General features: G+C 61.5%; 20 protein-coding genes and 1 pseudogene. 11 read left to right on the top strand and 10 right to left on the bottom strand.

From position 1 onward, the window contains the following. Positions 1 to 34: 34 nt before the first annotated feature. On the bottom strand, positions 35 to 913 hold the full coding sequence (locus U9R80_RS26710; protein WP_301838863.1) for a LysR family transcriptional regulator: 879 nt from the start codon (positions 911 to 913) through the stop codon (positions 35 to 37). A 246-nt stretch (positions 914 to 1,159) separates the two neighbouring features. On the opposite strand from U9R80_RS26710, the gene U9R80_RS26705 reads away from it, so the two are divergent. The 4 genes from U9R80_RS26705 (at position 1,160) to U9R80_RS26690 (ending at position 6,512) form a co-directional block, all read left to right on the top strand. After that, entirely contained in the window at positions 1,160 to 2,542 is a 1,383-nt protein-coding gene (locus U9R80_RS26705) for a glutamine synthetase family protein (RefSeq protein WP_301838862.1), read from the top strand. 18 nt (positions 2,543 to 2,560) lie between these two features. After that, positions 2,561 to 4,054, top strand: a complete 1,494-nt coding sequence (locus U9R80_RS26700) for an aldehyde dehydrogenase (protein ID WP_301838861.1) — start codon at positions 2,561 to 2,563, stop codon at positions 4,052 to 4,054. Positions 4,055 to 4,068: 14 nt separating this feature from the next. Next, on the top strand, positions 4,069 to 4,848 hold the full coding sequence (locus U9R80_RS26695) for a gamma-glutamyl-gamma-aminobutyrate hydrolase family protein (RefSeq protein ID WP_301838860.1): 780 nt from the start codon (positions 4,069 to 4,071) through the stop codon (positions 4,846 to 4,848). 143 nt (positions 4,849 to 4,991) lie between these two features. Then, a complete protein-coding gene (locus tag U9R80_RS26690; protein ID WP_301839179.1) occupies positions 4,992 to 6,512 on the top strand; it encodes an APC family permease in 1,521 nt (506 codons plus the stop codon). 21 nt (positions 6,513 to 6,533) lie between these two features. Here the strand turns inward: U9R80_RS26690 and gmk are convergent, their stop codons facing one another. Continuing rightward, positions 6,534 to 7,154, bottom strand: coding sequence for a guanylate kinase (gmk, locus tag U9R80_RS26685; protein ID WP_301838859.1), 621 nt, complete (start codon positions 7,152 to 7,154; stop codon positions 6,534 to 6,536). Between the two features lie 13 nt (positions 7,155 to 7,167). Then, positions 7,168 to 8,031, bottom strand: coding sequence for a YicC/YloC family endoribonuclease (locus tag U9R80_RS26680; RefSeq protein ID WP_301838857.1), 864 nt, complete (start codon positions 8,029 to 8,031; stop codon positions 7,168 to 7,170). Between the two features lie 242 nt (positions 8,032 to 8,273). On the opposite strand from U9R80_RS26680, the gene rph reads away from it, so the two are divergent. Further along, positions 8,274 to 8,996 carry a ribonuclease PH gene (gene rph, locus U9R80_RS26675; RefSeq protein WP_301838856.1) on the top strand — a complete coding sequence of 241 codons (723 nt, stop codon included), beginning with the start codon at positions 8,274 to 8,276 and terminating at the stop codon, positions 8,994 to 8,996. Between the two features lie 24 nt (positions 8,997 to 9,020). After that, a complete protein-coding gene (locus tag U9R80_RS26670) occupies positions 9,021 to 9,389 on the top strand; it encodes a DUF4870 domain-containing protein (RefSeq protein ID WP_028942457.1) in 369 nt (122 codons plus the stop codon). 66 nt (positions 9,390 to 9,455) lie between these two features. Here U9R80_RS26670 and U9R80_RS26665 read toward each other — a convergent pair whose 3' ends face one another. Continuing rightward, positions 9,456 to 10,235 (bottom strand): exodeoxyribonuclease III, encoded by a 780-nt coding sequence (locus U9R80_RS26665; RefSeq protein WP_028942456.1) that lies wholly within the window; start codon positions 10,233 to 10,235, stop codon positions 9,456 to 9,458. Positions 10,236 to 10,315: 80 nt separating this feature from the next. Between U9R80_RS26665 and pyrE the strand changes: the two genes are divergently transcribed. Continuing rightward, a complete protein-coding gene (gene pyrE / locus U9R80_RS26660; protein ID WP_038998028.1) occupies positions 10,316 to 10,957 on the top strand; it encodes an orotate phosphoribosyltransferase in 642 nt (213 codons plus the stop codon). A 72-nt stretch (positions 10,958 to 11,029) separates the two neighbouring features. On the opposite strand, the gene argB is transcribed toward pyrE, so the two are convergent. From argB to coaBC, 4 genes and pseudogenes are all read right to left on the bottom strand, one after another. Further along, entirely contained in the window at positions 11,030 to 11,935 is a 906-nt protein-coding gene (argB, locus tag U9R80_RS26655; protein WP_301838855.1) for an acetylglutamate kinase, read from the bottom strand. 29 nt (positions 11,936 to 11,964) lie between these two features. Beyond that, positions 11,965 to 13,341, bottom strand: a pseudogene (locus U9R80_RS26650) (phosphomannomutase/phosphoglucomutase); the annotation flags it as partial. Positions 13,342 to 13,477: 136 nt separating this feature from the next. After that, on the bottom strand, positions 13,478 to 13,933 hold the full coding sequence (gene dut, locus U9R80_RS26645) for a dUTP diphosphatase (RefSeq protein ID WP_301838853.1): 456 nt from the start codon (positions 13,931 to 13,933) through the stop codon (positions 13,478 to 13,480). A gap of 4 nt (positions 13,934 to 13,937) precedes the next feature. Beyond that, entirely contained in the window at positions 13,938 to 15,146 is a 1,209-nt protein-coding gene (coaBC, locus tag U9R80_RS26640; RefSeq protein ID WP_301838851.1) for a bifunctional phosphopantothenoylcysteine decarboxylase/phosphopantothenate--cysteine ligase CoaBC, read from the bottom strand. 134 nt (positions 15,147 to 15,280) lie between these two features. Here coaBC and radC point away from each other — a divergent pair, with 134 nt between their 5' ends. Then, a complete protein-coding gene (radC, locus tag U9R80_RS26635; protein WP_301838850.1) occupies positions 15,281 to 15,967 on the top strand; it encodes a RadC family protein in 687 nt (228 codons plus the stop codon). On the opposite strand, the gene U9R80_RS26630 is transcribed toward radC, so the two are convergent. Further along, the gene (locus tag U9R80_RS26630) at positions 15,951 to 17,540 is read right to left on the bottom strand and encodes an ABC transporter substrate-binding protein (RefSeq protein WP_301838849.1); all 1,590 of its coding nucleotides are present in this window, start codon (positions 17,538 to 17,540) and stop codon (positions 15,951 to 15,953) included. The genes radC and U9R80_RS26630 overlap by 17 nt on opposite strands. Before the next feature lie 363 nt (positions 17,541 to 17,903). Between U9R80_RS26630 and rpmB the strand changes: the two genes are divergently transcribed. Together rpmB and rpmG are read left to right on the top strand one after the other, a co-directional pair. Next, positions 17,904 to 18,140 (top strand): 50S ribosomal protein L28, encoded by a 237-nt coding sequence (gene rpmB / locus U9R80_RS26625; RefSeq protein ID WP_010225868.1) that lies wholly within the window; start codon positions 17,904 to 17,906, stop codon positions 18,138 to 18,140. A gap of 11 nt (positions 18,141 to 18,151) precedes the next feature. After that, positions 18,152 to 18,307, top strand: coding sequence for a 50S ribosomal protein L33 (gene rpmG / locus U9R80_RS26620; RefSeq protein WP_010225867.1), 156 nt, complete (start codon positions 18,152 to 18,154; stop codon positions 18,305 to 18,307). Positions 18,308 to 18,458: 151 nt separating this feature from the next. On the opposite strand, the gene U9R80_RS26615 is transcribed toward rpmG, so the two are convergent. Further along, a complete protein-coding gene (locus tag U9R80_RS26615; RefSeq protein ID WP_301838845.1) occupies positions 18,459 to 18,818 on the bottom strand; it encodes a cupin domain-containing protein in 360 nt (119 codons plus the stop codon). Between the two features lie 197 nt (positions 18,819 to 19,015). Here U9R80_RS26615 and U9R80_RS26610 point away from each other — a divergent pair, with 197 nt between their 5' ends. Continuing rightward, positions 19,016 to 20,509 (top strand): aldehyde dehydrogenase, encoded by a 1,494-nt coding sequence (locus U9R80_RS26610; protein WP_301838844.1) that lies wholly within the window; start codon positions 19,016 to 19,018, stop codon positions 20,507 to 20,509. Positions 20,510 to 20,566: the final 57 nt, after the last annotated feature.

Raw genomic sequence — 20,566 nt, 5'->3', positions numbered from 1 at the left:
CGGAGCAAGCCCGTTCCTACGCGGCTATCGGGCTTTATTGGCGGCCTAGCGCATCGCGCAGCCGGGGGGTCAGTTCGTCAAACAGCGTCTGTACCGAACGCAGCGCGCGGCAGTCCGGGCGGGTCAGCAGCCAGAGCTCGGTGTCACAGCCGGGCAAGGCATCGCTCAAGGGCTCGACCCCCGGCAGGGTGTGGGCCATGTAGTCGGGCAGGGCGGCCACACCCATGCCGGCGCTCACCAATTGGGCAATGGCAGAGATGCTGCTGCAGCGGTAGCGGGGCATCACCCCTGGCAGGTGCTCGCTGCGCCAGACCACGGTGGAGTGGTCCTGCATGGTGTCGTCGGGGGCGATCCAGGGCAGGCTGGTTGGGGTTTCCTTGAGCTTTTCGCGAAACTCTTCGCGGCCACACACCACGTAGGAAGCCTTGCCCAGGCAGCGACCGACCAGATGCTCCGGGGGCGAGTTGGTCAGGCGCAGGGCGAGGTCGGCATCGCGGCGGCTCAGGTTGGCGAAGGTGTTGGAGGTGGCCAGCTCAAGCGAAAGTGCCGGGTAGGCCGGCATGAATTCGGCCAGCGCCGGCAGTAACAGGCTGTGCAGCACCGCATCGGTACAGGTCAGGCGCACGGTGCCACTGACCACTTGTTCACCATGCTCCAGGGCCACCCGGGCGGCATCCAGGGCCTGCTCGGCGCGCTCGGCCTGCTCGGCCAGGGCCTGGGCGGTGCCGGTGGGGATGTAACCCTTGCGGCTTTTGACGAACAACGCAGTACCCAGTGCGGCTTCCATGCGCCGGATCGAGCGGAACACCGTTGAAACGTCTACCCGCAGCAGCTCTGCCGCCTTGGCCAGCGAGCGTCCGCGTACCAGGGCGAGGACCAGCGAAAGGTCGGCGTGACTGATCTGATATTGCATGGGTGCACTCTTTACTTGCCTAAATGCCAATGTCTGTTGCGCTGGGGCCATTCTATAGTGAAGCGGCAGCGGTGAATCAACTCACAACGCTGTCAGAATTTTGGAACGTGCGTCCTATTAAAGACGACGTCCGGCAGTTCCCCACGATGGGACTCCTTAAAACAACAAACCAAACCATCGCCGCTCCCGATAGCGCAGCAGTACCTCCCCACAGTCGCCCGATAAAAAATCAAAGGATGCCTAGCCATGACGTCGGTCTCTCCGTGCGCCATCCCTCTCGACGAGATGGGTGAATTTCTCAAGGCCTACCCTGAGGTGCAATTTGTCGATCTGCTGATTGCAGACATGAACGGCGTGGTACGAGGCAAGCGCATCGAGCGTGCGAGCCTGGTCAAGGTCTACGAAAAAGGCATCAACTTGCCGGCCTCGTTGTTCGCCCTGGACATCAACGGTTCTACCGTCGAAAGCACCGGCCTGGGCCTGGATATCGGCGATGCCGACCGTATCTGCTTCCCGATTCCCGGCACCCTGAGCTACGAGCCCTGGCAGAAGCGCCCGACCGCTCAGCTTTTGATGACCATGCACGAACTGGACGGCCAGCCGTTCTTTGCTGACCCGCGGGAAGTGCTGCGTGGTGTGGTGGAGAAGTTCGACGCGCTGGGCCTGGACATCTGTGCAGCCTTTGAACTTGAGTTCTACCTGATCGACCAGGACAACCTCAACGGCCGTCCACAACCGCCGCGCTCGCCGATCTCCGGCAAGCGCCCGCAGTCGACCCAGGTGTACCTGATCGACGATCTGGACGAGTACGTCGACTGCCTGCAGGACATGCTCGAAGCGGCGAAGGAACAGGGCATTCCGGCCGACGCCATCGTCAAGGAAAGTGCCCCGGCGCAGTTTGAAGTGAACATGCACCATGTCGTCGATCCGATGAAGGCGTGCGACTACGCGGTGCTGCTCAAGCGCCTGATCAAGAACATCGCCTACGACCATGAAATGGATTCCACTTTCATGGCCAAGCCCTACCCGGGCCAGGCCGGTAACGGCCTGCACGTGCACATTTCGCTGCTGGACAAGAAGACCGGCAAGAACATCTTTGCCACTGACGACCCAGAGCAGAGCCAGACCCTGCGTCACGCCATTGGTGGTGTGCTGGAGACCATGCCGGCGTCGATGGCCTTCCTGTGCCCGAACGTCAACTCGTACCGCCGCTTCGGCGCTCAGTTCTATGTGCCCAATGCGCCGAGCTGGGGCCTGGACAACCGTACCGTGGCGGTCCGTGTGCCAACCGGCAGCAGCGATGCCGTGCGTATCGAGCACCGTGTCGCCGGCGCGGACGCCAACCCCTACCTGATGATGGCAGCGATTCTGGCCGGTATTCACCACGGCCTGACCAACCAGATCGAGCCGGGTGCGCCTATCGAAGGCAACTCGTACGAGCAGTTGGAGCAGAGCCTGCCGAACAACTTGCGCGATGCGCTGCGTGAACTCGATGACAGTGAAGTGCTGAACCAATACATCAGCCCGGACTACATCGACATTTTTGTCGCCTGCAAGGAAAGCGAAATGGCCGAGTTCGAGGTGTCGATTTCCGACCTCGAATACAACTGGTACCTGCATACCGTGTGATGCCCGGAGAAAACAACAATGGCAACTGCACCACGTGAACACTGGGAACAGCTGTTCCAGACCCTGAAGATCGAAGGCCGCGCCTTTATCGACGGGCAGTATTGCACCAGTGTCGCTGGTGACACTTTCGATTGTTCGAGCCCGGTCGATGGCCGTCATCTGGCGCAGATCGCCAGTTGCGACAGCGCCGACGCCGAGCGCGCGGTGGCCGCTGCGCGCCGCACATTCGACAGTGGTGTCTGGGCCGACCAGGCGCCAGCCCAACGCAAGCGTGTGCTGATTGCCTTTGCCGACCTGCTGCTGGCCAACGCCCAGGAGCTGGCATTGCTGGAAACCCTGGACATGGGCAAGCCCATTGCCGATTCCCTGAGCATCGACATTCCTGCGGCGGCCAATGCCATCCGCTGGAACGCCGAAGCCATCGACAAGATTTATGACGAAGTTGCTGCGACCCCGTCCGATCAGCTGGGTTTGGTCACCCGCTCGCCGGTCGGCGTGGTCGCGGCCATTGTTCCGTGGAACTTTCCACTGATGATGGCCTGCTGGAAGCTCGGCCCGGCCCTGGCCACCGGTAACTCGGTGATCCTCAAGCCGTCCGAAAAATCACCGCTGACGGCGATTCGTATCGCCCAGTTGGCACTTGAAGCCGGTATTCCGGCAGGCGTATTGAACGTGCTGCCCGGTTACGGTCATACCGTGGGCAAGGCCTTGGCCCTGCATATGGATGTGGACACCTTGGTGTTCACGGGTTCCACCCGCATTGCCAAGCAACTGATGGTCTATGCCGGTGAATCGAACATGAAGCGCGTGTGGCTGGAAGCCGGTGGCAAGAGCCCGAACATCGTGTTCGCCGATGCCCCCGACCTGCAGGCCGCCGCCGAAGCTGCCGCTGCCGCCATCGCCTTCAACCAGGGCGAAGTGTGCATCGCCGGTTCGCGCCTGCTGATCGAGCGCAGCATCAAGGCGCGCTTCCTGCCGATGGTGGTCGAGGCACTCAAGGCCTGGAAGCCGGGCCACGCGCTGGACCCGGAAACACGCGTTGGTGCCCTGGTGGATACCACACAACTGGACACCGTGCTGGGCTACATCGAGGCCGGCAAGGCCGATGGCGCCACGCTGCTGACCGGTGGCGAGCGCGTGCTGGAAGACACCTGCGGCGTGTATGTACAGCCGGCAATCTTCGATGGCGTCACCAACGCCATGCGCATCGCCCGCGAGGAAATCTTCGGGCCGGTGCTTTCGGTGATCACCTTCGACAGCGCCGAGGAGGCCGTGGCCATTGCCAACGACTCGCCTTTCGGCCTGGCCGCAGCGGTGTGGACCAACGATATTTCCCGTGCCCACAAGACTGCCCGTGCCCTGCGCGCCGGCAGTGTCTGGGTCAACCAGTACGACGGCGGTGACATGACCGCGCCGTTCGGCGGCTTCAAGCAGTCGGGTAATGGCCGGGACAAGTCGCTGCACGCTTTTGACAAATACACCGAACTCAAGGCGACCTGGATCAAGCTGTAAGGGAGGGTGAACCCATGCAAACTACCACTGACCTGCCGCCTTTGATTGGCATTTCGGCTTGTCGTCAGCAACTTGGCCACAACTCGTCGCATACCGTGGGCGATAAATATGTCGAGGCGGCAGGCTTCGCCGGGATCCCGCTGATTCTCCCGGCGCGGGCCGAGCCGGTCGATCCAATGCGCGTGCTTGAGCGCCTGGATGGCATTCTTTTTACCGGTTCGCCTTCAAATATCGAGCCGCATCATTACAATGGCGCCCCCAGCGTGGAAGGTACGAAACACGATGTGTTTCGCGACCGCCTGACCCTGCCTTTGCTGCAGGCCGCCATTGCCACCGGTGTGCCGGTGTTCTGCATCTGCCGTGGATTTCAGGAACTGAACGTCGCCCTGGGCGGCACCTTGCACCAGCGGGTGCAGGAGCTGCCAGGTTTCCTGGATCACCGCGAGCCGCAGGACGCCCCGCTGGAAGAGCAATACAGCCCGCGCCATAGCGTCACCGTTCAGCCCGGCGGGTTGTTCGAGCGCCTTGGGCTGGAGCCCAGCTTCATGGTCAATTCCCTTCACAGCCAGGGCATCGATCGCCTGGCGGGTGATTTGCGCGCGGAAGCGCGGGCGCCAGATGGGTTGATCGAAGCGGTGTCGATGCCAGACGCCCCGGGCTTTGTAGTCGGTGTGCAATGGCACCCCGAGTACCGCATGGCCGAGAACCCGGTTTCGCTGCGTCTGTTCCAGGCGTTTCGTGAGGCATGCCTGGCCCGTGCAAGGGGCGAGCGTCACCGGGGGAAGGCCCTATGAGGTCATCCGGGTGATCCGGATTTGCAGTATCGGCAACAGGTTTGAATGAGTGAAAGCGGACGCCCTGCGGGGCGTCCTGAAAAACAATACCAAAAGCGGCGGCACTACTCATGAGCGAATTCAAAGCAGGCTTGTCCCCAGGTATGGGACAGGCTCGCACCCAGGCAGACACTGCAGCGAAAGCAACCAAGGGGCTGGCCAAGGGCCGGCTCGGGCTGCTGGCGAGCATTGTGCTTGGCATTTCCACCATTGCACCGGTGTACACCCTCACCGGCGCGCTCGGCCCGACCGTGCGCGAGGTCGGTGCCCATTTGCCGGCGGTGTTCATCGTTGGTTTCCTGCCCATGTTGCTGGTAGCCCTGGGTTACCGCGAGCTGAATTCGGCGGAGCCTGACAGCGGAACTTCCTTTACCTGGTCGGCCCGGGCATTTGGCCCGATGATCGGCTGGATCGGTGGTTGGGGGCTGGTAACGGCAACTACGATCGTGCTGTCGAACCTCGCCGGTGTGGCGGTGGACTTCTTTTACCTCTTTCTCGGGCAAATCACCGGCAGCCACGAGGTGGCTGCGCTAAGCGACAACTTGTTGATCAACGTGGTCACCTGTTGCGTGTTCATCGCCATGGCGGTGTGGATTTGCTGTCGCGGGATTGCCACCACCATGACCGTGCAGTACGGCCTGGTGGCATTGCAGTTGGTGGTCCTGGTGGGCTTTGCCATGGCCGCGTTCGGTGGCTCTTCTGTCGAGACGCCGCCACTGGCGTTTGACCTGGACTGGTTCAACCCCTTCGGTGTCGAGTCGTTCTCGGCATTTACCGCGGGCTTGTCGCTGTCGATCTTCATCTTCTGGGGCTGGGATGTGTGCCTGAGCATCAGTGAAGAATCGGTGGGCAGCGGTGATACCCCTGGCCGTGCGGCGACCCTGACGGTGCTGCTGATTCTGGGCCTGTACCTGGTCACAGCGATTGCCACCCTGCAGTTCGCCGGTATCGGCGATATCGGCCTGGGCCTGAACAACCCGCGTATCCAGGAAAACGTCTTCGCCCACCTGGCAGGTCCTGTCATGGGGCCACTGGCGATCCTGATGTCCATCGCCGTACTGGCCAGCACCGCCGCCTCGCTGCAGTCGACCTTCGTTTCGCCGGCGCGCACCTTGCTGGCCATGGGGTACTACGGCGCGGTGCCGGAGCGCTTCGCCAGCGTCTGCCCACGCTCGAAAACCCCGCGTTATGCCACTATTTGCGCTGGCGTGGCGGCGGCTGTGTTCTACGTCACCATGCGTACCCTGAGCGAGAACGTGCTGGCTGATACCATCACGGCCCTGGGCATGATGATCTGCTTCTACTACTCGCTGACTGCCTATGCGTGCGTCTGGTACTTCCGCCACAGCCTGTTCGACAGCGTGCGTCACTTCCTGATGCGTGGCCTGTGCCCACTGCTGGGGGGAGGCATTCTTTCGGTGATCTTCCTGCAGACGGCATACGACAGCGCTTCGCCTTCGTTCGGCAGCGGTTCGCATGTAGGGGGCTTGGGGCTGGTGTTCGTGATCGCAGTGATCATCACACTGCTGGGGCTGGGGCTGATGTTGCTGTCACGCCTGCGGGCGCCGGCGTTCTTCCTGGGCATGACCCTGCACCGTCACGCCACGGTCTCCAGCCGCCGCTAAGCGGCTGGAGTTGCCGGTTGCTCAGGCAAGCAATTGCTTGAGCAGCTGGCCATGACGCTGCTGCTGGTTCGCCTGCAGCAAGCGGTTGGCGCGGAACACCGCCTTGAGGTCTTCCAGCGCAGTGGCGAAGTCATCGTTGATGATGACGAAGTCATACTCGTCGTAGTGGCTCATCTCGCTTACCGCTTCACGCATCCGACCTTCGATGATCTCGTCGCTGTCCTGGCCACGGTTGGTCAGGCGCTGGCGCAGGGCTTCCTGGGTTGGCGGCAGGATGAAGATCGAGCGTGCCTCGGGCATCAGTTTGCGCACCTGCTGGGCGCCTTGCCAGTCGATCTCCAGGATCAGGTCATGGCCCTGGTCGAGGGTCTGCTGCAGCGCGCTGCGCGAGGTCCCGTAGAAATTACCGAATACCTCGGCCTGCTCGAGGAAGTCACCCTGCTCGATCATGCGGGCGAACTCGGCGTGGTCGACGAAGTGGTAGTTCACCCCGTGTTCTTCGCCTGGGCGCATGGCGCGGGTGGTGTGCGACACCGACACGCGGATGGTCGGCTGGGCGTCGATCAGGGCTTTGACCAGGCTGGTCTTGCCGGCGCCGGACGGGGCCGAAACGATATAAAGGGTGCCGCTGCTGTGATTCATGGTCGGGGTGGCCTTACTCAATGTTCTGTACTTGTTCACGCATCTGCTCGATCAGTACCTTGAGGTTGACCGCGGACTGGGTGCTGCGTGGGTCGAAGGCTTTGGAGCCCAGGGTGTTGGCTTCGCGGTTGAGCTCCTGCATCAGGAAGTCCAGGCGTCGACCGGCGGCGCCACCGGACTTGAGCACCCGGCGAACTTCAGTGATGTGAGTGCTCAGGCGATCGAGCTCTTCGGCGACGTCACTCTTTTGCGCCAGCAGGACCATTTCCTGCTCCAGGCGTTGCGGGTCGAGTTCGGCCTGCATGTCGGCGAAGCGGTCGAGGACCTTTTGGCGCTGGGCGGCCAGCATCTGCGGCACCAGGGCGCGCAGGGTGGTGACTTCGCTGGTCATGCTGTCCAGGCGCTCGTTGATCAGGCGGGCCAATTCGCTGCCTTCGCGGCCGCGGCCGTTCTTGAGCTCCTTGAGCGCCTCGTCAAACAAGGCGATAGCCTCATTGTTGAGGGTTTGTGGGTCGCTGGCATCTGCCACCAGCACGCCAGGCCAGGCCAGCACCTCCAACGGATTCAACGGAGCCGGTTGCTTGATCAGGCTGGCAACGGTCTCGGCGGCCGCTACCAATTGCGCCGCGCGCTCGCGGTCTACCTGCAGCGGCTTGCCGGTGCTCTCTTCGTTGAAGCGCAAGGTGCATTCGACCTTGCCGCGTGACAGGCCCTGGCGCAGGGCTTCACGCACGGCACCTTCGAGGTCGCGCAGGGCCTCGGGCAGACGCAGATGGGGTTCCAGGTAGCGATGGTTGACCGAGCGCAGTTCCCAGATCAGGGTGCCCTGGCTACCGGCGCGCTCGACACGAGCAAAAGCGGTCATGCTGTGCACCATGGGAAGTACCTCGCAAAAGATGGGTCAAGGGAAGCCAACCGGCTGCAAAGGCGCAGGATTGTAGCGCAGTGCGGCGCCAGCTCCCAATCCACTGATGTTACAAACACTCTGGCAGCGGCCGCAAAAAACCGGACCAACGCCGTTGGGCCGTCTGTTTCGGGGGTTGCGACAATAGGCGTGTCCACGAGGGCCGACGCACTCTATAATGCTGGGCAGATTCAAACCCAGTACAGGTATCCCAAATGAAACGTCCAAGTGGTCGCGTTGCCGATCAGCTCCGCTCGATCCGCATCACCCGCAACTACACCAAACACGCCGAGGGATCAGTACTGGTCGAGTTCGGTGACACCAAAGTCGTGTGCACGGTAAGCGTCGAAAACGGCGTGCCGCGATTCCTCAAGGGCCAGGGCCAGGGCTGGTTGACCGCCGAGTACGGCATGCTGCCGCGCTCCACCGGCGAACGTAACCAGCGTGAAGCTGCCCGTGGCAAGCAGGGTGGCCGCACCCTCGAGATCCAGCGCCTGATCGGCCGCTCGCTGCGCGCCGCACTGGACATGAGCAAGCTGGGCGACATCACCCTGTACGTCGACTGCGACGTGATCCAGGCTGACGGCGGCACCCGCACCGCTTCGATCACGGGCGCCATGGTTGCCCTGGTTGATGCGCTGCGTGTGGTCAAGAAACGTGGTGGCCTCAAAGGCGGCGACCCGCTCAAGCACATGATCGCCGCTGTTTCGGTCGGCATGTATCAGGGCGAGGCCGTGCTCGACCTGGACTACCTGGAAGACTCGGCTGCCGAGACTGACCTGAACGTGGTCATGACCAGCCAGGGTGGCTTCATCGAAGTCCAGGGCACCGCTGAAGGCGCACCGTTCCAGCCAGAAGAGCTCAACGCCATGCTGGCGCTGGCGCAGAAAGGCATGGTCGATCTGTTTGAACTGCAGAAAGCCTCGCTGGCCGACTGATCTCGCCAACGCAAGGAGCAGAGCATGAGCGAGCAGCCGCTACAGTTGCCCACCCCCAATGCCGAGATCAGGCAATGGGCGATGTTCTGCCACCTCGCCGCGTTGCTGGGCCTGATTGTTCCGTTCGGCAACTTGCTCGGGCCGCTGGTGATGTGGATCTGGAAGAAAGACCTGGATCCGTTCATTGATGCCCAGGGCAAGGAAGCGCTCAACTTCCAACTCACCGTGTTCCTGGCATCGATCATCTGCTTTGCGCTGATGTTCGTGCTGGTGGGCATTGTGCTGTTTGGCATGTTGATGGTCGCCGTGCTGGTTCTGACCATCATTGCCGGGGTCAAGGCCAACGATGGCCAGCCCTATCGCTATCCGCTGACCTGGCGTCCGATCAAATAATGATCAGTTAAAAGCAACAGCCACAAAAAAGCCGACGCGATGTCGGCTTTTTTGTGGCTGAGCGAATCAGATCGTCAGCGTCCAGTCGTAGTCCACGATCAGTGGCGCGTGCTGGGAGAAGCGTGGCTGACGTGGCAGGCGAGCGCTTCGCACAAAGCGACGCAGGCCAGGGGTCAGCAGCTGGTAGTCAAAGCGCCAGCCCAGGTTCAGCATTTCGGCTTGCTCGTTGTCTGGCCACCAGCTGTATTGGTCGCCTTCACGGCTGACTTCGCGCAGGGCGTCGACATAACCCATGTCACCGACAACGGTGTCCATCCAGGCCCGCTCCGGCGCCAGGAAGCCTGGCGACTGCTGGCCGTCGCGCCAGTTCTTGACGTCGAGCTTCTGCTGCGCCACGTACAACGAGCCGCAATAGATGTACTCACGACGTTTGCGTCGCTGTTTGTCCAGGTACTTGGCGAAGTCGTCCATCAACTTGAACTTCTGGTTCAAGTCTTCGTCGCCGTTCATTCCAGAAGGCAGCAGCAGCGTTGCGATGCTTACCTTGTCGAAATCGGCCTGCAGGTAACGTCCGTAGCGATCGGCTGTCTCGAAGCCCAGGCCGCTGATGACTGCCTTGGGCTGCAACCGCGAATAAAGTGCCACGCCGCCTTGGGCGGGAACTTCTGCATCGCAGGCATAAAGGAAGTAGCCATCGAGCTGGAAAGCTGGGTCGTCGAGTTCAAAGGCCGAGGCGCGGGTATCCTGAAGGCAGATGACGTCGGCATTCTGGGCTTGCAGCCAGCTGAGCAAACCACGCTCGACTGCAGCCTGAATGCCATTAACGTTCACACTGATGATCCGCATAAATGGCCCCAAAAATCTCGTGCGTGTATGATACCCGAGCTGTACTCAATTAGCTAAATCCGTGGTATCCGGGACTCTTCATGCAGCCGTATCAGCGCGACTTCATTCGTTTTGCCATCGACCGCGGGGTTCTGCGCTTCGGTGAGTTCACTCTCAAGTCGGGCCGCACCAGCCCGTACTTCTTCAATGCCGGCCTGTTCAACAGCGGCTCGGCCCTGGCCCAGCTCGGACGTTTCTATGCGGCGGCGATCGTCGACAGCAAGATTCCGTTCGATGTGCTGTTCGGCCCCGCCTACAAGGGTATTCCCCTGGCGGCAGCCACTGCGGTGGCCCTGGCTGAGCACCACGACCTCGACCTGCCATGGTGCTTCAACCGCAAGGAAGCCAAGGCTCATGGCGAAGGCGGCAGCCTGGTCGGTGCTCCGCTGACAGGCGACGTGCTGATCATTGACGACGTGATCACTGCCGGCACCGCCATCCGCGAAGTCATGCAGATCATCCAGGGCCAGCAGGCCAAGGCTGCGGGCGTTCTGATCGCCTTGAACCGCCAGGAGCGGGGCAACGGTGAGTTGTCGGCGATTCAGGAAGTGGAGCGCGACTTCGGCATTCCGGTGGTCAGCATCGTCTCGCTGACCCAGGTGCTGCAGTTCCTCGCAGACGATCCGGCGCTCAAGCAGCACTTGCCGGCCGTCGAGGCCTATCGGGCCCAATACGGGATCTGAGGCAAATAAAAAAGGCGACCATCAGGTCGCCTTTCTTATGTTTGGCGCGGTGCAAGCCCGCGCCTGCAGCACTCAGCGCGGCTGGTGATTGGTAATCAAGGTACCCACGCCGCTGTCGGTGAAAATCTCCAACAGCACCGCATTGGGTACTCGACCATCAATAATGTGCGAGCTGTTGACGCCGCCTTGCACTGCTTCCAGGGCGCAGCGGATCTTCGGCAGCATGCCGCCGTAGATGGTGCCGTCAGCGATCAGCTCGTTGACCTGCTCGGTGGTCAGGCCGGTGAGCACGGTGCCCTGCTTGTCCATCAGGCCAGCGATGTTGGTCAGCAGCATCAGCTTCTCGGCTTTCAGGGCTTCGGCGACCTTGCCGGCGACCAGGTCGGCGTTGATGTTGTACGACTCACCGTTGGCGCCCACGCCGATCGGCGCGATCACGGGAATGAAATCGCCTTTGACGAGCATGTTCAGCAGGTCGGTGTTAACGCCGACCACTTCGCCGACATGACCGATGTCGATGATTTCCGGTGTGGTCATCTCCGGCGTCTGGCGGGTAACGGTGAGCTTCTTCGCACGAATCAGCTCGGCATCCTTACCGGTCAGGCCGATGGCGCTGCCGCCATGACGGTTGATCAGGTTGACGATGTCCTTGTTCACCTGGCCGCCCAGGACCATCTCCACCACGTCCATGGTCTGCGCGTCGGTAACGCGCATGCCATCGATGAAGTGGCTCTCGATTGACAGGCGCTTGAGCAGATCACCGATCTGCGGGCCGCCGCCGTGTACAACCACCGGGTTGATACCCACGGCCTTCATCAGTACCACATCGCGAGCAAAGCCGGTTTTGAGCTCTTCGCTCTCCATCGCGTTGCCGCCGTATTTGATCACCAGGGTTTTACCGACAAAGCGGCGAATGTAAGGCAGCGCTTCGGACAAAACCTTGGCGACATGGGTGGCGGCATCGCGATCGAGGGTCATGCAGGGCTCCAATTGGAACAAATAGTCGGTCAGAACGTTGGTTGCAGGTCAGCGGCTACGCGCTTGAGCTGTGCGCGGAAGACCTCTTTGATTCGCTGCAGTTCGGCGTCATTGTCGGCCTCGAAGCGCAGCACCAGCACCGGAGTGGTGTTGGAGGCGCGTACCAGGCCCCAGCCGTGGGGGTAGTCGACCCGCACACCGTCAATGGTGGTCAGGTTGGCGTCTTGGCCCCAGTCGGCCTCGCGTTGCAGTGCATCAATGATGCTGAATTTACCCTCGTCGGTCACATCAATGTTGATTTCCGGCGTGGAAATATCATTCGGGAACGCAGCGAACAGCTGTTCGGCATCGGTTTTGGCCTTGCTGAGGATCTCCAGCAGGCGCGCGGCACTGTAGATGCCGTCGTCAAAACCATACCAGCGCTCTTTGATGAAAATGTGGCCGCTCATCTCACCGGCCAGCAAGGCACCGGTCTGCTTCATCTTCTTCTTGATCAGCGAGTGACCGGTTTTCCACATCAGCGCACGGCCACCGAACTGCTCGATCAGCGGCGTCAGGCGGCGGGTGCATTTGACGTCGAAGATGATTTCGGCACCCGGGTTGCGCTCAAGCACATCCTGGGCGAACAGCATCAGCAGGCGATCCGGGTAGACGATGGTGCCGGTGTTGGTCACTACACCGACGCGGTCGCCATCGCCATCGAAGGCCAGGCCCAGGTCAGCACCGGTTTCCTTGACCTTGGCGATCAGGTCCACCAGGTTCTCTGGTTTGCCCGGATCCGGGTGATGATTCGGGAAGTTGCCGTCGACTTCGCAGAACAACGGGATCATTTCGCAGCCCAGGGCTTCGATCAGCTGCGGCGCAATCACGCCTGCAGCGCCGTTGCCGCAGTCAACGACCACTTTGAGCTTTTTCGCCAGCTTGACGTCGCTGGTGATCTGCCGGAAATAGCGCTCGAGAATCTCGACCTTTTCCACCCGGCCTTCGCCACGGCTCAGGTCGTTGGTTTTCAGGCGAGTCAGCAGGGCCTGGATCTGTTCGTTGGCCAGGGTGTCGCCAGCGATGACAATCTTGAAACCGTTGTAGTTAGGCGGGTTGTGGCTACCGGTGAGCATCACCCCGGACTTGCCGGCCAGCACGTTGGCGGCGTAGTACAGGGCAGGAGTCGGCACCAGGCCCACGTCGCTGACCTGGCAGCCGGCTTCGGCCAGGCCTTTGATCAGTTGCTCGACCAGCATCGGGCCGGACAGGCGACCGTCACGGCCGACAGAAATGTTGGGTTCGCCTTGGGCGAGGGTCTGTGCGCCAATGGCGCGGCCGATCCAGTAGGCGGTTTCGGCAGTCAGGGTGTCACCGACTACGCCACGAATGTCGTAGGCGCGGAAGATGCTTTCTGGAAGTACTGGTACCAGGTGTGCCATGTCGTTCATCTCTGGGGAAGCTCCAATATCGAGGGGCGCAGGGCAGTCTCAAACTGAACGCTTTGACGATGATTTCGCCAGAGAGTTCGCCGTCCTTGGCGCGAGGCAGTGAGTTAAAGGGTCAGTGGCTTCCGGAATGACCGAAGCCGCCAGCGCCACGCTGGCTCTCGTCGAAGGTTTCGACGATGTCGAAGTGCGCTTGTACCACGGGCACCAGCACCAATTGTGCGATGCGCTCGCCGATGGCGATGGTGAAAGGGGTCTGACCACGGTTCCAGCACGACACCATCAGTTCACCCTGGTAGTCGGAGTCGATCAGGCCGACCAAGTTGCCCAGCACGATGCCGTGTTTGTGACCCAGGCCCGAACGAGGCAGGATCATGGCCGCAAGGCCTGGATCACCGATGTAGATCGACAGGCCGGTAGGGATCAGCAGGGTCTGGCCCGGCTCGAGGACGGTGTCTTCCTTGAGCATGGCGCGCAGGTCGAGGCCGGCCGAACCTGGTGTGGCGTACTGCGGCAGCGGGAATTCGTTGCCGATGCGTGGGTCGAGAATCTTGGCTTGTAGAGCGTGCATGCAGTTAAACCTGGTTGAGACGTTCGGCAATGAAAGCAACCAGCTGGCGGGCGATCTTGCCCTTGCTGGTTTGTGCGAAGAGTGTTTCTTGGAGCTGGCGATCGATCACGCTGCAGGCGTTCTCCTCGCTGTTGAAGCCGATGCTGGGGTTGGCCACATCGTTGGCGACAATCAGGTCGAGATTCTTGTCCTTGAGCTTGCGCGCTGCGTAATCGAGCAGGTGTTCGGTCTCGGCGGCAAAGCCGACGCTGAACGGGCGATCAGGGCGGGTGGCGATGGTGGCGAGAATGTCCGGGTTACGGACCATCTGCAGCAGCAGGCCGTCACCTGTCGTAGGGTCTTTCTTGAGTTTTTGCGGCGCGACCACTTCAGGGCGGTAGTCTGCGACCGCGGCTGAGGCGATGAAAATATCGCAGGGCATGGCTGCTTCACAGGCGGCCAGCATGTCGCGGGCGCTGACAACGTCGATGCGCGACGCCCGGTCAGGCGTTGGCAGATGGACCGGGCCGCTGATCAAGGTCACCTTGGCACCCGCCTCGACGGCGGCCTCGGCCAGGGCGAAGCCCATTTTTCCGGAGCTATGGTTGGTGATGTAGCGCACCGGGTCGATGTTTTCCTGGGTCGGGCCGGCGGTGATCACAATGTGCTTGCCGGTCAGCGACTGGCGCTGGAAGCTTTCGGCCGCGCACCAGGCCAGGTCGTTGGCCTCGAGCATGCGGCCCAGGCCGACATCGCCACAGGCCTGGCTGCCGGAGGCCGGGCCAAAGACCTGGATGTTTCGACTTTGCAGCAGGTCGAGATTGGCCTGGGTGGCAGGGTCGCGCCACATGGCCTGGTTCATGGCCGGGGCGACAGCCACGGTGGCGTCGGTGGCCAGTACCAGGGTGGTCAGCAGGTCATCGGCCACGCCCTGTGCCAGGCGGGCCAGCAGATCTGCAGTGGCCGGCGCGATCAGCACCAGGTCGGCCCACTTGGCCAGTTCGATATGGCCCATCGCCGCTTCGGCAGCAGGGTCCAATAGGTCCATGTGCACCGGGTGGCCGGACAGTGCCTGCAGGGTCAGCGGCGTGATGAACTCAGCGCCGCCGCGGGTCATGACGACACGCACTTGCGCGCCGTGTTCCAGGAGTCGGCGAACCAGTTCGGCACTCTTGTAGGCGGCGATGCCGCCGCCGACGCCGAGAACGATGCGCTTACGATACAGCCGCTGCATAGGCTTGCCTTTTGCTCAGTGATTGCACGCGGCGACGACGCCTCCCCAGGCCGAATCGTCGCGGAAAAAAGAGGGGCTAATGTAGCACAGGGCTGTAACACAGGAGCAGTAACCGATAGACAGGGAGGTGAGGCATGAGTATCAGGGACTGGCCCGCAGCGGAGAGGCCGCGGGAAAAACTGCTGGAGCAAGGAGCGATCAGCCTTTCGGATGCCGAGCTGCTGGCGATCTTTCTACGCACCGGCGCCAAGGGCTATAGCGCGGTCGATCTTGCCCGTTATCTGCTCGGGCAATTCGGTGGCCTGCGTGAATTGCTCGAGGCCGATGACGTCCGTTTCAACAAGGAATTTGGCCTGGGCCCTGCCAAGTTCGCGCAATTACAGGCGGTGATGGAAATGTCCCGGCGCCACCTGGCCGATCAGCTGCGGCGTGGTTCGGCGCTGGAAAGCCCCAGGGCGGTAAAGGATTACTTCAAGGCCCAGTTGCGCCATGAGCCGCATGAAGTGTTCGCCTGCCTGTTTCTTGACACCAAGCACCGGCTGCTGGGCTTTGAAGCGCTGTTTCGCGGTTCTATCGACAGTGCCAGCGTTTATCCCAGGCAAGTGGTCAAGCGCGCCCTGGCGCACAACGCGGCGGCGCTGATTCTCTGCCATAACCACCCGTCCGGCGTTTCGGAGCCGAGCCAGGCCGACGTGATCCTCACGCTACGCCTCAAGGAGGCGCTGGCTTTGATCGAGGTGCGGCTGCTCGACCATTTCATTGTTGGCGACGGTGAGCCGCTATCCATGGTCGAGCAGGGCTGGTTCAGCGCGTCGTACTGACCTTGGCAAAGTCCTGACGGCCAAACGGGCTGACCTGATAACCCTCCACGCCCTGGCGCATCAATGCCGCAGCCGTCGGATGCGCCAGCGGCAACCACAGTGCCTGCTGCTGGATCAACGCCTGGGCCTGCTGGTACAGGCGGCTGCGCACGCTTTGGTCGGTGGTGGTCTTGCCGGCACTGATCAGCTGGTCCAGTCGCGGGTCGCAATAGCGGGCGAAGTTGGTACCGGACTTGACCGCAGCGCACGCGAATTGCGGGCTGAGGAAGTTGTCCGGGTCGCCATTGTCGCCAGCCCAGCCCATGAACAGCAGGTCATGCTCGCCCGCCTTGGCCCGGCGAATCAGCTCGCCCCATTCGATGACGCGAATCTCGGCCTTGATGCCGATCTTGGCCAGGTCCGCCTGCAGCAGTTGCGCGCCCAGGCTTGGGTTGGGGTTGAGCAGGCTGCCTTGCGGGCGGGTCCAGATGGTGGTGTTGAAGCCGTCCTTCAAGCCGGCCTTGACCAGCAGGGCGCGGGCCTTGTCGAGGTCGGTGGGGTAGCCGGGCAGGTCCTTGGCATAGCTCCAGGTATTGGGCGGGTAGGGGCCATTGGCGGCAACAGCAGTGTCTTCGAAAACGGCCTTGAGGTAGCTGGCCTTGTCGAATGCCAGGTTGATGGCTTGCCTGACTTCGACTTTGTCCAGCGGCGCATGCTGACTGTTGATGGCCAGGAACGCGGTCATGAAGGCTTCGGTCTTTTCGACCTTCAAAGCCGCATCATCATTGGCAGCAGCGATATCCAGCGGCTTGGGTGACAGGGCGATCTGGCACTCGTTGCGCTTGAGCTTCTGCAGGCGCACGTTGGCATCCGGGGTGATGGCATAAATCAGGGGGTCGACCGCCGGCTTGCCGTCAAAGTAATCCGGGTTGGCGCGGTAGCGAATCACCGCGTCCTTCTGGAAGCGGTTGAACACGAACGGACCGGTGCCGATCGGTTGGCTGTTGAGTTTTTCCGGGGTGCCGGCCTTGAGCAGCTGGTCCGCATATTCGGCCGAGTAGATCGAGGCGAAACCCATGCTCAGGGTCGGCAGGAAGGTCGCGTCGGCATGATTGAGGGTAAAGCGCACCGTCAGCGGCGCTGCTGCCTCGATATGCTTGATCAGGTCTGGCAACTGCAACGACTGGGCATGGGGATAGCCGCTCTGGGCGATCTTGTGCCAGGAGTGGGCCGGGTAAATCATGCGCTGGAAGCTGAACAGCACGTCGTCGGCGTTCAGGTTGCGACCAGGCTTGAAATAACCGGTGCTGTGAAACTTGACCTCCGGGCGCAACTTGAATTCGTAGACCAGGCCGTCTGGCGAAACCGTCCAGCTCTCGGCCAGGCTGGGTACGACTTTGCCCTGGGTGGCATCGAATTCGACCAGGCGGTTCATCAATACGTCAGCGGAGGCGTTGGTGGTGGTCAGCGAGTTGTACTGAACCACATCAAAGCCTTCAGGGCTGGCCTCGGTGCACACACTCAACGCAGCCGCCTGGGCGAAAGCCGGGCCGAGCAGGGTGGCGAACAACAGGGGTAGAGCGGCAGCGCGCATGGGGGATTCCTTGGCTGATCGTTGGCCCATCTGGCAGTGCAGTCTGGAAACGTTCTACCCTAGTGCGCCGGCTTCCAAATGACCATATCCTTTTTTGCCAATCGTGCGACGAGTGGTCGACACCTTGCCGGGCCAGTCGTTATGCTGCTCCGGCGTCTCCATCATCAAGTCAAAGCACATCTTCTGTTGTTGTGCTTTGGTCTTTCTGGTATAAAGCAGCGCTCTTTTCTAGGGGCACGGCTTGTCGCATCTGCTGATTGAGTCGATAAGACCCTGAAGAAACACGGCGCCTGGCGCCAATGACTGAGAGATTAAGCGGCCAACCCATGCCGGGTTGGGCATGTGGTTTTAGAGGGCTGAGGCATGTCGAGAGTCTGTCAAGTTACCGGTAAGGGTCCGGTAACCGGGAATAACATTTCCCACGCAAACAACAAAACCCGTCGTCGTTTCCTGCCGAACCTGCAGCATCATCGCTTCTGGGTCGAGTCCGAGAAGCGTTTCGTGCGTCTGCGCGTATCTGCCAAAGGCATGCGCATCATCGACAAGCGCGGCATTGATGCCGTTCTGGTCGACATTCGCCGTAACGGCGCCAAGGTCTAAGGGAGAGAATCATGCGTGAATTGATCCGTCTGGTGTCGACCGCTAATACCGGCCACTTCTACACCACCGACAAGAACAAGCGCACCACTCCGGACAAAATCGAAATCAAAAAATTCGATCCGGTTGTTCGCAAGCACGTGATCTACAAGGAAGCCAAGATCAAGTAATTGATCCGGCTGACGAAAAAAGGGCCCGTATCTCTGGATACGGGCCCTTTTTTTTGGTTCGGTGGTGCGGGCTTGCTGTGGGAGCGGGCTTGCCCCGCGATAGCGGTGTCTCAGGTGGACTGCTATCGCGGGGCAAGCCCGCTCCTACGCCTTATTTCTGCTCGAACATCACATAGATCTTGCGGCACGGCTCCAGCACTTCCCAGGTGCCTTTGAAGCCTGCCGGAATCACGAACCGATCGCCGGCACGCAAGGTCTTCGCCCCGCCATTCTCATCGCGCAGTACCGAAACGCCCTGCACGATCTCGCAGTATTCGTGTTCGGTGTAATTGACGGTCCACTGGCCCACTTCACCTTCCCAGACGCCCGCCGCAAACTGCTCGCACGGGCTGGAATAGTGGTTGTAGACGGCCTGCTCAGGGTCGCCCTTGAGCACTTTTTCAGCGGCCGGACGATAGCGCTCGGCCGTGGTGAGGGCCTGGGCGAAGTCGATGATCTGGTCAATGCGCATGGCTAGCTCTCTTGTTTGTTTAATAAAATGAACATCAGTAGGCGTTTGGGCTGATTATGTCAAATATATTGATAATTGGGTCGCCAGTGGTTTAGGGTGGCAGGTGCCTGTGCGCGTAGCTCGCCAAGCCAGAATTTTTGACAGTGCCCTGATCCCTCGTGCGGCACTGCACCTTAATACAAGAGGAGGAGTTTCGTATGACCACCCTGACTCGTGCGGACTGGGAACAGCGTGCCCAGCAACTGAAGATCGAAGGCCGTGCCTTCATAAACGGTGAATACACCGCCGCCGTTTCCGGCGCGACCTTCGAGTGCCTCAGCCCGGTCGATGGCCGCCTGCTGTCCCAGGTTGCCAGCTGTGACGACGCCGACGCCCAGCGTGCCGTCGAGAACGCCCGCGCCACCTTCGCCTCCGGCGTCTGGTCGCGCCTGGCCCCGGCCAAGCGCAAAGCCACCATGATCCGCTTTGCCGCCCTGCTCAACGCAAACGTCGAGGAGCTGGCCCTGCTGGAAACCCTGGACATGGGCAAGCCGATCAATGATTCGCTGAACATCGACGTTCCAGGCGCGGCCCAGGCGCTAAGCTGGAACGGCGAAGCCATCGACAAGATCTACGACGAAGTCGCGGCGACCCCACATGACCAACTGGGTCTGGTTACCCGTGAGCCGGTGGGCGTTGTTGCCGCTATCGTGCCGTGGAACTTCCCGCTGCTGATGGCCTGCTGGAAACTCGGCCCGGCCCTGGCCACCGGTAACTCGGTGGTGCTCAAGCCTTCGGAAAAGTCGCCGCTGACGGCCATCCGTATTGCCCAGCTCGCCATCGAAGCCGGTATTCCTGCAGGCGTACTCAACGTATTGCCAGGCTACGGTCACACCGTCGGCAAGGCCCTGGCCCTGCACATGGACGTGGACACCCTGGTGTTCACCGGTTCGACCAAGATCGCCAAGCAGCTGATGATTTATGCCGGTGAGTCGAACATGAAGCGCGTCTGGCTGGAAGCCGGCGGCAAGAGCCCGAACATCGTCTTCGCCGACGCACCGGACCTGAACGCTGCTGCTGAAGCTGCCGCCAGCGCCATCGCCTTCAACCAGGGCGAAGTGTGCACCGCAGGTTCGCGCCTGCTGGTGGAGCGTTCGATCAAAGACAAGTTCCTGCCCCTGGTACTCGAAGCCCTCAAGGCCTGGAAGCCTGGCAACCCGCTGGACCCGGCTACCACCGTGGGTGCGCTGGTCGATACCCAGCAGATGAACACCGTGCTGTCGTACATCGACGCTGGCCACAGTGACGGCGCCAAGCTGCTGGTCGGCGGCAAGCGCATCCTCGAAGAGACCGGCGGTACCTACGTTGAGCCGACCATCTTCGACGGCGTGACCAACGCCATGAAGATCGCCCAGGAAGAGATCTTCGGGCCAGTACTGTCGGTGATCACCTTCGACACCGTCGAAGAAGCGATCAATATCGCCAACGACACCCCGTACGGCCTGGCCGCCGGTGTGTGGACCGCCGATATCTCCAAGGCTCACCTGACCGCCAAGGCCCTGCGTGCCGGCAGCGTCTGGGTCAACCAGTACGACGGCGGCGACATGACCGCACCGTTCGGCGGCTTCAAGCAGTCGGGCAACGGCCGTGACAAGTCGCTGCACGCGCTGGACAAGTACACCGAGCTGAAGGCGACCTGGATCAAGCTGTAACCACAGCCGTTCGATCCCGTTCACAGCCGGACCTTGCTCGACGCAGGTCCGGCTGTG

It is taken from the genome of Pseudomonas sp. JQ170C (assembly GCF_035581345.1).
Lineage (GTDB): Bacteria > Pseudomonadota > Gammaproteobacteria > Pseudomonadales > Pseudomonadaceae > Aquipseudomonas.
Note: the sequence above shows the minus strand (reverse complement) of the source record. Positions and strands in the feature narration are given on the sequence as shown.

What these genes read in the sequence shown, in the direction of transcription:
- U9R80_RS26710 (WP_301838863.1), bottom strand. Translation starts at nt 913, where the DNA reads ATGCAATATCAGATCAGTCACGCCGACCTTTCGCTGGTCCTCGCCCTG.
- U9R80_RS26705 (WP_301838862.1), top strand. Translation starts at nt 1,160, where the DNA reads ATGACGTCGGTCTCTCCGTGCGCCATCCCTCTCGACGAGATGGGTGAA.
- U9R80_RS26700 (WP_301838861.1), top strand. Translation starts at nt 2,561, where the DNA reads ATGGCAACTGCACCACGTGAACACTGGGAACAGCTGTTCCAGACCCTG.
- U9R80_RS26695 (WP_301838860.1), top strand. Translation starts at nt 4,069, where the DNA reads ATGCAAACTACCACTGACCTGCCGCCTTTGATTGGCATTTCGGCTTGT.
- U9R80_RS26690 (WP_301839179.1), top strand. Translation starts at nt 4,992, where the DNA reads ATGGGACAGGCTCGCACCCAGGCAGACACTGCAGCGAAAGCAACCAAG.
- gmk (WP_301838859.1), bottom strand. Translation starts at nt 7,154, where the DNA reads ATGAATCACAGCAGCGGCACCCTTTATATCGTTTCGGCCCCGTCCGGC.
- U9R80_RS26680 (WP_301838857.1), bottom strand. Translation starts at nt 8,031, where the DNA reads ATGGTGCACAGCATGACCGCTTTTGCTCGTGTCGAGCGCGCCGGTAGC.
- rph (WP_301838856.1), top strand. Translation starts at nt 8,274, where the DNA reads ATGAAACGTCCAAGTGGTCGCGTTGCCGATCAGCTCCGCTCGATCCGC.
- U9R80_RS26670 (WP_028942457.1), top strand. Translation starts at nt 9,021, where the DNA reads ATGAGCGAGCAGCCGCTACAGTTGCCCACCCCCAATGCCGAGATCAGG.
- U9R80_RS26665 (WP_028942456.1), bottom strand. Translation starts at nt 10,235, where the DNA reads ATGCGGATCATCAGTGTGAACGTTAATGGCATTCAGGCTGCAGTCGAG.
- pyrE (WP_038998028.1), top strand. Translation starts at nt 10,316, where the DNA reads ATGCAGCCGTATCAGCGCGACTTCATTCGTTTTGCCATCGACCGCGGG.
- argB (WP_301838855.1), bottom strand. Translation starts at nt 11,935, where the DNA reads ATGACCCTCGATCGCGATGCCGCCACCCATGTCGCCAAGGTTTTGTCC.
- dut (WP_301838853.1), bottom strand. Translation starts at nt 13,933, where the DNA reads ATGCACGCTCTACAAGCCAAGATTCTCGACCCACGCATCGGCAACGAA.
- coaBC (WP_301838851.1), bottom strand. Translation starts at nt 15,146, where the DNA reads ATGCAGCGGCTGTATCGTAAGCGCATCGTTCTCGGCGTCGGCGGCGGC.
- radC (WP_301838850.1), top strand. Translation starts at nt 15,281, where the DNA reads ATGAGTATCAGGGACTGGCCCGCAGCGGAGAGGCCGCGGGAAAAACTG.
- U9R80_RS26630 (WP_301838849.1), bottom strand. Translation starts at nt 17,540, where the DNA reads ATGCGCGCTGCCGCTCTACCCCTGTTGTTCGCCACCCTGCTCGGCCCG.
- rpmB (WP_010225868.1), top strand. Translation starts at nt 17,904, where the DNA reads ATGTCGAGAGTCTGTCAAGTTACCGGTAAGGGTCCGGTAACCGGGAAT.
- rpmG (WP_010225867.1), top strand. Translation starts at nt 18,152, where the DNA reads ATGCGTGAATTGATCCGTCTGGTGTCGACCGCTAATACCGGCCACTTC.
- U9R80_RS26615 (WP_301838845.1), bottom strand. Translation starts at nt 18,818, where the DNA reads ATGCGCATTGACCAGATCATCGACTTCGCCCAGGCCCTCACCACGGCC.
- U9R80_RS26610 (WP_301838844.1), top strand. Translation starts at nt 19,016, where the DNA reads ATGACCACCCTGACTCGTGCGGACTGGGAACAGCGTGCCCAGCAACTG.